The 13,117-nt window shown below is 58.4% G+C and carries 7 protein-coding genes; all 7 read left to right on the forward strand.

The features are described 5' to 3' along the window. Positions 1–253 precede the first annotated feature (253 nt). The 7 genes from NB063_RS07740 to NB063_RS07770 all read left to right on the forward strand — a co-directional run bounded on the left by NB063_RS07740 (position 254) and on the right by NB063_RS07770 (position 13,114). Positions 254–1,879, forward strand: a complete 1,626-nt coding sequence (locus tag NB063_RS07740) for a hypothetical protein (protein WP_250928187.1) — start codon at positions 254–256, stop codon at positions 1,877–1,879. 138 nt (positions 1,880–2,017) lie between these two features. Then, positions 2,018–3,064, forward strand: coding sequence for a methyltransferase (locus NB063_RS07745; RefSeq protein WP_250928188.1), 1,047 nt, complete (start codon positions 2,018–2,020; stop codon positions 3,062–3,064). Between the two features lie 85 nt (positions 3,065–3,149). Next, on the forward strand, positions 3,150–3,698 hold the full coding sequence (locus tag NB063_RS07750; RefSeq protein WP_250928189.1) for a hypothetical protein: 549 nt from the start codon (positions 3,150–3,152) through the stop codon (positions 3,696–3,698). A 54-nt stretch (positions 3,699–3,752) separates the two neighbouring features. Further along, positions 3,753–4,841 carry an NAD-dependent epimerase/dehydratase family protein gene (locus NB063_RS07755; RefSeq protein ID WP_250928190.1) on the forward strand — a complete coding sequence of 363 codons (1,089 nt, stop codon included), beginning with the start codon at positions 3,753–3,755 and terminating at the stop codon, positions 4,839–4,841. Positions 4,842–4,916: 75 nt separating this feature from the next. Continuing rightward, on the forward strand, positions 4,917–6,104 hold the full coding sequence (gene lhgO, locus NB063_RS07760) for an L-2-hydroxyglutarate oxidase (RefSeq protein WP_250928191.1): 1,188 nt from the start codon (positions 4,917–4,919) through the stop codon (positions 6,102–6,104). A 197-nt stretch (positions 6,105–6,301) separates the two neighbouring features. Continuing rightward, positions 6,302–7,465 (forward strand): WD40 repeat domain-containing protein, encoded by a 1,164-nt coding sequence (locus tag NB063_RS07765; RefSeq protein ID WP_250928192.1) that lies wholly within the window; start codon positions 6,302–6,304, stop codon positions 7,463–7,465. A 201-nt stretch (positions 7,466–7,666) separates the two neighbouring features. After that, positions 7,667–13,114, forward strand: a complete 5,448-nt coding sequence (locus NB063_RS07770; RefSeq protein ID WP_407652571.1) for an MSCRAMM family protein — start codon at positions 7,667–7,669, stop codon at positions 13,112–13,114. Positions 13,115–13,117 lie beyond the last annotated feature (3 nt).

Genomic DNA, 13,117 nt, shown 5'->3' on the forward strand with positions numbered 1-13,117 from the left:
GCCTTGCATGCAGGGGAGGCCGTAACTCCTCGCAATCCAAAATACAGAAGAATCGTCGAGGAGAATGAACTAGGTGGGTACTAAGAGAACTGGAAAAGGCCGACGCAAAGTGGGAAGAAAGAAACGACGGATGCGGGCAAAGATTCGTCACCGCAAGAAATAAATCTGCGAATGGCCACTGAGATGCGTCGATTCGATTAAATTCGGGTCTCTTGTTCAACCTTACGAATCGACGCTTCCGAGTTTTATCGCAATGCCCGGTCCTTCCGTCCACGAACTTCTGGGATTGCCTGCCGACGTCTCCCAGCCCAATGCCTACCAGGTCTTCGGGCTCGAACTCGGTGAGACGGACGATCAAGTCATTCGGTCGGCAATCGAAGATCGCATTCGCGCTCTCAAGCAGGCTAAACCGTCAGCCTCTCCCGAGACATGGGCGAGGGCCGCTCGAGCGGTCCAAGCGGCTCAAAAGATTCTGTTCGATCCAGAGCAAAAAGCGGCTCTCGACGCCCAATACGGAATCATCAACGATCCCGAGCCCGCTCCGTCGGCGCCCGTTGACCCGCTCGCTGCGCTCCTACCGAGCGCCCAAGCCACCCCACCGGTTCCCGCATCTCAGCCCCCGGCAACGCCGTCTGCGATAACCCCGCCTGCGGCTCCCCAGGCCGAACCGCCATCCACACCTCCCGCAGTGACGCCGCCCGCAGTGACGCCGCCACCCACGCCGGCGACGCAACAAGCCGTGACCGCGGCTCCGGTAGGATCACCGCCGCAAACCGGTGCCGGAATTCAAACGGCGGCCCCCAAAATCACCGCCCAACGCTCGGTTCGACGCCGTCGCCGCTCACCCGGTGTTCTGATCTTTGGATCTCTCATCTTGTTGCTGCTTTCGGCCATCGTGGGTGGATTCGCCTTCGTGTTCATGAGCGGCGGCGGTATCGTCGTGGTCAAAAGCGACGACGGATTTGAGATCAAATCCGGCACGGGCAGCACACAACGCAAATCCCCACAAAGCGCCCCGCCAAGCCCGGTCAATCAAGACTCCGGCGGCGATGGAATCATGAAACCGGCGCCCCGGATTCGCCCCGACGCACCTAACTTGGATCCGGGTTCGGAAATGGAGATACCGAACCTCCCGGGTAGGAACGACGACATGACCGGTGCGATGCCGAACATGCCAATGCCGAACAACCCGGTATCAAACCCACCGATGAATGACGGCCCCATGGATGACGTCCCGGAGCCCCAACCGGATCCTCCGGTGACATCGCCACCCATGACTCAAACACCGCCGATGGACACACCGCCTGAATCCGGAACGCCGGATCCGGCTCCGCCCACCGCCGAGAAGATCGCCGCCGGTGACGCTGCCATTGCGTCGGCACTCGACGCGATCAAGACGAGAAAATGGGAAACCATGAAATCGCTCGCCGAAGCTGCCGAAGCCCGGGCGATGACAGACGCTCAGAAGCAGACCGCCGAGACGCTTTTCCAATTCGCGGATCTCGCCACCTTTTACCGGGGCGCCATCCATCGAGCGATGGCAGACCTTGTCGCCGGCAATGAAATCAAACTGACCGAATCGATGACGTTCTTGGTCAAGCAATCCAGCGCCGAGCAAATCACGCTCTACCGCAACAAACGCGAATACCCATACACGTTTGACGATCTCCCTCTCAGCGTCGCGCACGCACTCGCGCCGTTTCAACTCAACGTCTCGTCGCCCGAAGGCCAAGCCGCCAAAGCCGCGTTCCAAGCCATCTCCGATAAAGCGACCCCTGGCCACCGCGCAGAATCAATCGAAATCCTGCGCAGCCTAGACAAAGTCGAAGGCGCCGACCCCAAACGTCTCGCCGACTTCATTCAATCCCTCGAATCGTAAGCCTTCCGCAAAGATGCGGCGAAGAAATACGATCACGACTCGCTCTCCCGTCCGCCGAGCGTGCGAGTCACCGGGTATTGATTCTTGACGTCCCCATCGATCGCGAGTGATCGCGTTTGTTTTCGAAAGCAACTGTGAATGTCCACCATTGATTTGACGCAAACTCCCTCCTCCGACCCCGCCGTTATTCTGCGATACCGTGATCGTCAGTATGCCGCTGACCTGATCGGGGCCGCGATTCTCGAGTTCGATCTGTTCAGCTTTCTGAATCAAAACGGAGGCATCTCCTTCGACGCCGTGTGCACCCATTTTAGCTGGCAACACCGACCGGCCGATGTGCTGATCACGTTGTGCCGGGCCAGTGGTTTCGTCACCAGCAATTCGGACGGTGGAATCGAGCTGACCCCGGTGGGTCGTGAATTCCTGACCGCGGACAGCCAGTGGTATCTCGGTCCGTATTACCAACCGATCGCGGACTCGCCCGTGCGAAAGGATTTCGTCTCGATTTTGAAGACTGGCAAACCGGCCAATTGGCAGGCAAAATCCGACGGCGCCGATTGGCACGAATCGATGAAGGATCCTGACTTCGCGCGGAGCTTCACCGACCTGATGAATTGCCGGGGCATCACGTTCGGACAAAAGCTCGCCGCCGCAGTCAGTGAACAAGTCGCCGGCTATTCTCACATGCTCGACGTCGGCGGCGGTTCGGGGATCTACAGTTCCACGATGGTCGCGCGGCACCCGCACCTCCGCGCCACGGTGCTCGAACAGCCTCCGGTCGATACGATCGCGCGGCGAGAAATCGCCAATCTGGGACTGGGCGACCAAGTCGCTGTGCATTCCGGCGACATGTTTCGCGATCCGTGGCCGGGGGACGTGGATATCGTCTTGCTGTCCAACGTGCTACACGATTGGGACATCGCTGAAGCACAACAAATCGTCGATCGGGCGAGCGACGCGCTCCCCACCGGCGGGTTACTCATCATCCACGGAGCGATCATCAACGCTAAAAAAACGGGCCCCCTGCCCGTGGCAGAGTATTCCGCCCTCCTGATGAATATCACTCAGGGGAAATGTTATAGCGTTGCCGAATATGGCGATTTTCTCCGTCCCCACGGCTTCGAATTGCAGCCCTACCAGGCCACAACCGGCGACCGGGGTTTCCTAACTGCGACAAAACGTTAATTCGATAAGGCGTTCTAGATTCAGGAAGCCGGAGTACGATAAGTCAAAATACGGTTCCTAATACCTGCGAACGGAATTTTGAAGCATGCGTATACGCACATCGATGCTCGTCGCAACCTTTACCACGGTCATCTCAACGGCATGCATGGTTCTGGTGAGCGCGAACGAGGATGCAGCTTCCCCGTTCTCGATCACCGTCCGTCACGTCGACGACTCGATCAAGGTGCAATCCGAGGACGAACGGACGATCTTTTCGATCCGTAGTCCTCGAGGAATCGGGCAGGCCGAAATCCGACGAGAGACCGATTCGTGGCCTCAGCATGTCGTCCTTCGCTTGCACCTGAAGGGGCTCGAGGGGTTCCGAATCAGCAACGGTGCGGTGACGCTGCACGCGTCCGTATCCAGCCATGGAGCGAATCCGACAATTCGCTCGTGGAAAGATAACGACGAAACCGTGACGCTCGATTCGGAGAGTCCCTATTGGATGAATCTGAAATTGCTCGATCAAAACGGAGAGCCGACTCGCGACATTCCGCAAGGTAAGGGGGTCATCGAAATCCAGTTGCCCACTGCGATACTTGATGGTAAACCCGAGAAGTTAACGATTCATTGGATTGATTTTTATCGAGGTTAAATAAACGACGATCACATCACCGGCTCAAGGGTGTCGGGACGGGAAAGATTCGAAATGAAGAAGGTATTGATCACAGGTGCGAGTGGGTTCATCGGGCAACATCTTGCCCGCTACGTTCGCGGCATCGGATGGGACGTACGATGCTTGGTACGTCCGACCTCTAACACCTCGGCATTCGCTTCGGATGATTTCGAATTGGCCGAAGGAACGCTTTCGGATCCCGAGTCGCTACGCAAAGCCGTCGAGGGTGTCGACATCGTCTTTCATCTTGCAGGTGTGACGAAGGCGTTACGCAAGAAAACATTGTGGGACGTCAACGAGTCCGGTTCCAAGATGCTCGCCCAAGCGTGTGCCGAGTCAGCGAACCCGCCCACCTTGGTCGCGGTTTCATCACTCGCTGCCGGCGGCCCGCTCGTCAACCTACAACCCGGCGAAGACGTTCCCCAACGTTACAAGATCGGCCGGTATCGGGTTCGCCGGGAGTCCGACCGTAACGCACCGGTATCCAACTACGGTCGTAGCAAGCTAGCCGGCGAACAAGCCATCACCGCATTCGCAGATCAATTGCCGATTAGCATCGTCCGTCCGCCGATCGTGATCGGCCCCGGCGACCGCGACGGGTTTGAAATGTTCCGCGTGATCGCCTCGATGAGCGTTCACCTGGTCCCCGGTTGGTGGCCGTCGTTGTTCTCGGTCATCCACGTCGAAGATCTCGTGCAAACCCTCACCACGGTGGCCTGCCATGGTGAACGCTGCTCACCTCAAACCGGTTGTCTCGACAACGCCAACGACGTTCCGTCCGACCAATACGGGCAGGGCGTGTACTTTGTCAGTGATCCCACCGCAGTCACCTACGCGGAACTCGGCAAGATGGTCGGTCAGGCCATTGGCAAGACAAAAGTGCGATGCATCCAAGTGCCGCCTCGGATCGTTCGCGCGACCGCTTTGGTCAATCAAGGCATCAGCTATCTCCGTCGTCGACCACATATTTTGGGGATCGATAAATCGAGAGAAGCAACCGCGACCGGATGGGCATGCGATCCGGGCAAACTGATCCGGGCCGGAGACCTTCGTTTGTCCAACGATCTACAAACCCGTCTCAACCAAACGGCACTTTGGTATCGCGAACACGGGTGGCTTTAGGACGTGCATCGTCGCGGTGGTGTCGCCTCGCCGTACCGTTGATTTCCATCCGCGCAACATCGAAAAACCTATTGCATGTCTGAATTCTGCATCATCGGAGGCGGTATCGTAGGTCTCGCGACGGCGTACGCTCTTAGCCAAAAGGCGCCCGACACGAAGCTCACCGTCGTCGAAAAAGAATCCGGAACGGCTCGACATCAGTCCGGACGCAATTCGGGCGTTTTGCACACCGGCATCTACTACAAGCCCGGCTCGCTCAAGGCGGAAACGTGCCGGGCGGGCAAATTGGCGATGGAGCAATTTTGCCAGGAACACGAGGTGCCGTTCGAACGCTGCGGAAAAGTCATCGTCGCGACCGACGAATCAGAACTGCCACGTCTGGATAACATCATCGAGCGGGGCAACGCCAACGGAGTCGTCTGCCACCAGATCGATGCCCGTCAACTCAACGACATTGAACCGCACGCCCGCGGCGTCGCCGCCATCCACGTCCCTGAAGCGGGAATCGTGGACTACCCCGCGGTCTGTCAACGTCTCGTGGATCGGCTGCGTGCATCAGGTCACGAGGTGCGATTCGATTTTCGAGTACGCGAGATCAACAGGCACACCCACCAAGTCGGCATCAGGAGCGACAAAGACCAAATCACCGCCAATCGCCTGATCAACTGCGCGGGACTGTACAGCGACCGCGTCGTCAGCATGGCGGGCGGCAAGCCGAACGCCAGAATCGTGCCATTTCGTGGAGAGTACTACGAACTCCGCAGCGAGCATCGACACCTTTGCCGGAATCTCATCTACCCGGTCCCCGATCCTGAGTTCCCGTTTCTGGGCGTTCATTTCACTCGCATGATCGATGGCGGTGTGGAGTGTGGTCCCAACGCGGTGCTGGCGCTCGCCAGAGAAGGTTACGACTGGAAAACGATTCGCGGGGGTGAGTTATGGAAATCGCTGACTTATCGAGGCTTTCAACGTCTGGCGATCAAGCACTGGAGAATGGGCTTGAGCGAAATTTGGCGTTCGATTTCAAAAGCGGCCTTCGTGGACGCGTTGCAAAAACTGGTTCCCGAAATTCGCGCCGAACACGTCTCACCGTGTCGGGCGGGCGTTCGTGCCCAAGCGGTCGGCTCCGACGGTCGCCTCGTCGATGACTTTCAGATGCAATTCGACGGGCGGGTCACGCACGTGTTGAACGCGCCGAGTCCCGCCGCAACGGCATCGCTGCAAATCGGGCGGCACATCGCCGACCGCATCCTCCAGGCGTGAGGTCATGCGGACCGAGCATGATTGCGTGGTGAGTACCCGCGAGTAGTCCTATCGACGTCAGTTTCACAGTGCGAAAGACCGCGCCGCTTTAGCCGGAGACGCCGTTTTGGATTCATGATGGTGGTCGTAGATGCCGATCACAACGACTGGAGCGCATCTACTCGCGCGCTGCGTGACATTGGATCCGGGGGGACGTCATGAAACACAAATCAAATATCATCCTGAGACGCCGTAGTGCGTTGGCGCTGGGGGTTGCCGTCTTGGCAAGCACCTCAGGCGTCGTCAGGCATGCCGCGGCGGAAACTCCATCGTCCGCCGTGCGAACGGCGGGGGGCACCGAATTCGATGCTGCTCCCATTGTTTCACGGGTTTATCGTCTACAACCCGTCGATAGTCAGGTGGAACGGGTCGTCGTCACAGCGATCGCGGTCGATCCGCGCGGCGACTTTCTCGCAGTTGCCGGCGATGACCACGTCATTCGAATTCTGAACGCGGAAACAATGAGCGTTGCCTACGTGTTAGGCGAAGGCGGATCCGAAAAATCATCCAACCCCGGTCACTTTGACTGGATCCGCACGATGGCGTTTGATTCGTCCGGCGCGAGACTGGTATCGGCGGGCAATGACGGACAAATGATTCTGTGGGACCGTCGCCGTGACTTCACGGTCCTGCAAGAGATCGCATCCGCACCCGCGTTAGCGTGTGTGCGATTCGCGGGATCAGGACAACAGATTGCTGCAGTCGGTTTCGACTCACAAGTTTTCCTGATCGGCAAAGCGGCATCGACCTTGCCAAAACTGACATGCGACTGCGTCGATTTGCGTTGTTGTGCCTATCGCGACGATGGCAGGATGCTCGCGGTAGCGGGACGAAACGGCCATTTGCATCTCTTTGATCCGGCCACAGGTAACACGATTGCGGAAAAAGAACTTCATTCGGCACGCGTCCGTGACGTGGCGTTCATGCCCAACTCGGGAGTGCTCGTTAGTGTCTCCGAAGACGGGGAGATGGTTCGGTTCGACACCGATCGTCAGACCCTGTTGTCGCGACAGAGAATCACTTCCGGGCGGTTGTTCTCGCTCGCCATCGTGGACAGCCACACGTTGGCAACCGCGGGCAGCGACGATGAAATTCACTTGGTGCGGGTTGGAGAAGACAATCAACGTCTCTCGACGCACGCCACGTTGATCGGCCACGTCGGATCCATTTCGACGTTGGTCGTTAGCAACGGAACCCTGATCTCTGGCGGATTTGATGCGACGCTGAGGCGTTGGGATTTGGCAAGGATAGCCGGTCCCGAGAATAAGATTGCCCTCGGAAATGATTCGGATAACGGCGGTCTGATCCAAGCTCCTCGGTAGAGAAATCTGCGGCACAGGGAGGTGCCCAGCGTGATTTGGAAACATATCGAAAACTTTTGTAGCGGTTTGGGATTCACGGGCAGTGAATCGTCGCGTTTTCGTGGTCAAACACCACGGACACCGAAGGTGCGCGGACGTCGTGGACATCTCAGCAACCTGATCGCATCGACGACGCCGCGGGTCGGAGTTCACTCCCGAAACATGCGCGTCGAGTCGCTCGAGGACCGTCGCATGATGGCGGCCGACCCGATTCACGTCGGTGTGGTCTATCTCGAAACTGACTACCTCGAAACGGACGTCGGCAGCGACTCAGCGGGTGACCGGTTTATTGTCACGTTCACCGGTGGTGCACCGGGAACGAAATTGACGGAATTGCGCATCAACACCGACAAAGATGGCGACGGCATTAGTGTTGGTGACCCGATCTTCGATACCGCCGCCGGTGGCCGTGGGAAGAATGGGTTCCACGCCTTCCAACTCTCGCCGGGACAGTCCGAACTCGTCGAAGTCGAAGTTGTCGACGGCGGACAGGAACTGATCCTTCGGCCCACCGACTTTCAGGCCGGCGATCGTCTAATTTTCACGATCGACGTCGACGAGGTGCTGCGGAACCTCGCCGATCTCGAACAGTTTAACCAGCGTCTCGACGTGATCACCTCGGGTCAGGAATTCCAGGATTCAATCCTCGAAGCGACTTTCGACGCGCCGAATTACTATCAATCGTCAGTCGACGCGATCTTCCTGAACGACTACGGAGACCCCAAGGCTGATTTCGGATTGAATCTGCCACCGGACGAGAGCGACGATGCAGAAAGTCTGCCGAACCGCTCCGCCGCCGCCGTGGGAAGCGTGACGCAAACACCCCAGCCCGCCTCGATCGGCGGTTTTGTCTATCGCGACGATAACGACTCGGGCACGAAAGATCCCGGTGAAATCGGACTCGGGGGCGTCACAGTTCGTCTCGAACCGATCGACACGATCGCGCCGCAAACCGCGTTGACGATAAAAACGAACGCGGATGGTTCGTATCAGTTCAACAACGTGATGCCGGGTACCTACCGCATCGTCGAAGTCGATCAACCGGCTGACCTGGACGACGGAACCGATGCCGCCGGTACCGTTTCAGGACGCGTCGTCGGATCGGCGGTCAACCCAGGGGATCAAATTGTCGGCGTCGTGCTCGGTGGCGGTGACGCCGGTGTGAATTACAACTTTGGCGAACTGCCCCTCGGTTCGATCGGCGGTTTCGTTTATCTCGCCGCACCCGGTGAAGATTGCGACGGCGACCATGACGAAGAGGACAGCCAACCGTTGTCCGGTGTGGAAGTTCGGCTGATCGGTGCTGACGGCAAAACAGTCGCGACAACTCGCACCGGCGCCGACGGCAGCTACCTCTTCGATAACCTGCACGCGGGTACCTATACCGTTGTCGAAATCACGCCCGCCGGTTTGATCGACGGCGGCGCCCACACCGGCGACATCCGCACGCTCGGATCGAACATCCTCGTCGGTATCGGATCGGCTGTGGACGGTGGGCAAATCACCCATATCGAACTGCCGTCCGGTGGTCACGGGGAATCTTACAATTTCTGCGAAGCCGCACCGGGCTCGATCTCCGGTCAGGTCTACCACGACCGTGACAACGACGGCGTGCGAGACACCGGTGAAGAAGCGATCGCGAACGTGTCTTTGGACTTGGTCGATTCCACCGGCAGCGTGATTGCGACGACGCAAACGAATTCGCAAGGCCAATACCTTTTCGACAACATCGCACCGGACACGTACACAATCGTCGAAACACAGCCCGCGGGATACATCGACGGGAAAGACACGGTTGGTACGATCAACGGCAGCCGGGTCGGACGCGTCGGCACCGATGGCGACTCGCTGACCCAAGTCGTTCTGCTGCAAGGATTGCACGGGGTTAACTACGATTTCGGCGAGCGACAAGTCGCCTCGATCACGGGCCGCGTTCACGTCGATATCGACGACGACTGCGTTTACGATCCGGGAGAAATGACACTCGCCGGGGTCGTGATCGAACTCAAGGATTCGACCGGAAAAACAGTCGCCACGACGCAAACCGATGCCGAAGGAAACTACCGCTTCGACAATCTGTTGCCGGGGACGTACAGCGTCGTCGAACAGCAACCGAGCGGCTATTTCGAAGGCGGTGCGACCCCCGGTTCCGTCGGCGGTGTCGCCAACGGCACGAACCTGATTGAAAACATCACACTCACCTCCGGCGTCAACGCAGTCAACTATGACTTTTGTGAACGCCCACCCGCTGAAATTTCAGGTGTCGTCTACGTCGATCGCGATGCCGACTGCGTCCGCGACAGTGGCGAAGAAGGCTTGCAAGGCGTCCTCATCGAACTGATCAACAGTTCGGGTACCGTGGTTGCGACCACGACCACCGATGCCAACGGCAACTACTCGTTTACGAACCTGCAAGCGGGCGAATACATCGTTCGCGAGACTCAGCCCGTTGGGTATTTCCATGGCGGTCAGGTCGCCGGCAGCAAAGGCGGCAATGATTCCGTCGCTGACCGCATCTCGGCCATTCCGGTCGGATGGGGCGAGACGCTGACCAACTACAACTTCTGCGAAGTATTGCCCGCTGAGATCTCGGGTGTCGTTTACGTCGACCGCGACAACGATTGTGTTCGTGACAGCGGGGAAGAAGGGCTCGCGGGTGTCCTGATCGAGCTGATCGATAACACCGGAAAAGTGGTCGCAACAACGACGACGGACTCGCTGGGCAATTACTCGTTCACCAACTTGCAAGCCGGTGAATACACCGTTCGCGAAACACAGCCGCAAGGATACTTCCACGGCGGGCAAGTCGCGGGCAGCAAGGGCGGCAACGATTCGGTCGCCGATCGCATCTCCGCGATCCCGGTCGGATGGGGTGAGACGCTGACTAACTATAACTTCTGCGAAGTATTGCCTGCCGAAATTTCAGGTGTCGTGTACGTCGACCGCGATGAAGACTGCGTTCGCGACAGCGGCGAAGAAGGCCTCGCGGGCGTGTTGATCGAATTGCTGGATTCGTCTGGCAATGTCGTCGCCACGACGACCACCGACGCCACCGGAAACTACTCCTTCACCAACCTGAAGGCCGGCGAGTATCTCGTTCGCGAGACTCAGCCAGACGGATATTTTCATGGCGGCCAAGTCGCTGGTAACAAAGGTGGCGATGACTCGCTCGCCGATCGAATCTCAGCGATTCCGGTTGGATGGGGTGAGACGCTAACCGACTACGACTTCTGCGAACTGCTGCCCTCCGAAATCTCGGGCGTCGTTTACGTCGACAACGACGGCGATTGCGTCCAAGACCCGAACGAAATCGGTCTCCAAGGCGTTCGCGTCGAACTCTACGACGAGTCGGGACGGTTCATTGCGTTCACGACAACCGCGAGCGACGGCAGCTACAGTTTTGGGAATCTGCCCAAGGGCGTTTATACCGTTCGCGAAACGCAGCCCGATGGTTACTTCCACGGCGGCCAGGTTGCCGGTAGCGGCGGAGGCGATGACTCGGTCGCCGATGTGATCTCGCAAATCGCACTCGCATCCGGCCAATCGCTGACGCGTTATGACTTCTGCGAACTCCCGCCTGGGTCCATTTCCGGAAAGGTTTGGAGCAACCTCGACCTCGATCAAGAATTTGATGACAACGAAAAGCCAATCCCCGGCGTTGTCATCGAACTCCTCGATGAGTCCGGAAACGTCATTGCGACAACGCAAACCGACGCCAACGGTTGCTACGAATTCACCGGTCTGCGTCCGGGACGATATCAAGTCAAAGAGTATCAACCCGACGGCTATTTCCACGGCGGTCAAACGATCGGAACCTTGGGCGGCCGATTGATTCAGTTCGACCTGATCGGAGAGATCGACCTCGCCGGCGGTGAGCACGGTGAAGACTACAACTTCCCCGAAGTCCCACCGGTCACGATCTCGGGATACGTGTTCCAAGACGGCGACGCGCTCGTACTCAGCGAAGAACCTGATCCGGCTGACCTGCGTGATTATCGCGACGGCGAACTAACCGACGACGACACGCCACTCGCTGGCGTCACGCTCGAATTGCGAGACGTCTTCGGTGTGCCGATTGACCCCGCCAACGATCAGCTCGGCGGCTCTTCGTCGGGCGTGATCCGCGTGACCACTGACGAGAACGGTTACTACGAATTCGTCGGACTGCGACCTCGGATCGTGTATTCGGTTTATCAAACCCAACCCAACGGGTTCATCGACTCACTCGACACTGCCGGCACAACAGGCGGTCTGGCGATCAACCTCGCCGACTTCAGTGATCCGAGCAGCCTCAACACATTCATCTCGAACTTGGCTGCCGGCGGTGACCCAAGGTTCGACGCGATTTTCAATATCCAAGTCAATCCCGGTGGGACGAGCACGAGCAACAACTTCAGCGAAATCGTGATCGAAGATCCACCAGAGCTTCCACCTTGGTCGTACGAAAATCCGTCCAACCCCGCAGCACCGTTAACCCCGATCGAAACCTTCGACCCAATCGTTCCGATCGCGGCATACGGTCAGTACTACGACATCGCGCCACCGATGCTGGCGGATGACGAATGGGAAGTCAGTTGGCACCTGAGTGTGATCAACGGCGGTTTCCCTCGTGGTCAAGGAGCCGAGTCCGCGATGGTGACTTCGGTTGATGGACGTTTGCAAGTTCAACAGGCGACCTATCGCAACGCGAAAGATTCCGGCAACGCCAAAGTGGGTCAGTTGCCCGATTCCCTGGTACAGGTGGAACTTTCGAAAGGTCGCTGGCAGATCCTGCCGAGCGGCACCGCAACGTTGTCGAAATCAACGAACGATCGCGCGATCAAACTCGGCCACGCCGATGCGACCGCGCTGACGGGTGACTTCGATGGTGACGGTGTCGACGAAGCCGTCCTGTTCATCAACGGCCAGTGGTTCGTTGACCTCAATGGTGACGGTCAATGGGACGCGGGTGACTTGTGGGTGCGATTGGGAACGGAACTCGATCGCCCCGTCGTCGGTGACTGGGACGGTGACGGTAAAGACGACGTCGGGATTTTCGGACGCCGTTGGCAAAACGACGCCGAACGCATCCGCCAAGATCCCGGATTGCCTGACCCCGCTAACCAACGGCGACGCCAACTCCGGCGCGAAGACTTGGTACACCGTGAATTGACCGAAGAAGAGAAACAGCAACGCGTGTTGCTGCGGGGTGAAGACGGTGAATGGCTTGCCGATGCGGTTGATCACGTCTTCCAGTACGGCGAACAAGTCGACACGCCGATCGCGGGGGACTGGAACGGCGATGGCATCGATCAGATCGGTGTCTTCCGGGGCGGCCAGTGGATGCTCGACGAAGACGGTGATGGTCGTTGGACGAGCAAGGATCGACCGAAGAATTTTGGACAGCCCGGCGATGAACCGATCGTGGGCGACTTCAATGGCGACGGGATCGACGAAATCGGTGTCGTGCGAGGTGACCTGTGGATCATCGACACCGATGGCGACCACCGGATCACGGGCAACGACAAACAAATTCGCGTGCCTCGGCCGAGCGGCGTTTCTCAACCGATCGTCGGCGACTTCGATGGCGACGACGTGGACGATCCTGGGTATTACCAAGCCGCCAGCTGAACG

The organism is Aporhodopirellula aestuarii (assembly GCF_023701485.1).
Lineage (GTDB): Bacteria > Planctomycetota > Planctomycetia > Pirellulales > Pirellulaceae > Rhodopirellula > Rhodopirellula aestuarii.

Coding starts and splice junctions, on each gene's coding strand:
- NB063_RS07750 (WP_250928189.1), top strand. CDS start 3,150: ATGCGTATACGCACATCGATGCTCGTCGCAACCTTTACCACGGTCATC.
- lhgO (WP_250928191.1), top strand. CDS start 4,917: ATGTCTGAATTCTGCATCATCGGAGGCGGTATCGTAGGTCTCGCGACG.
- NB063_RS07765 (WP_250928192.1), top strand. CDS start 6,302: ATGAAACACAAATCAAATATCATCCTGAGACGCCGTAGTGCGTTGGCG.
- NB063_RS07770 (WP_407652571.1), top strand. CDS start 7,667: ATGCGCGTCGAGTCGCTCGAGGACCGTCGCATGATGGCGGCCGACCCG.
- NB063_RS07755 (WP_250928190.1), top strand. CDS start 3,753: ATGAAGAAGGTATTGATCACAGGTGCGAGTGGGTTCATCGGGCAACAT.
- NB063_RS07740 (WP_250928187.1), top strand. CDS start 254: ATGCCCGGTCCTTCCGTCCACGAACTTCTGGGATTGCCTGCCGACGTC.
- NB063_RS07745 (WP_250928188.1), top strand. CDS start 2,018: ATGTCCACCATTGATTTGACGCAAACTCCCTCCTCCGACCCCGCCGTT.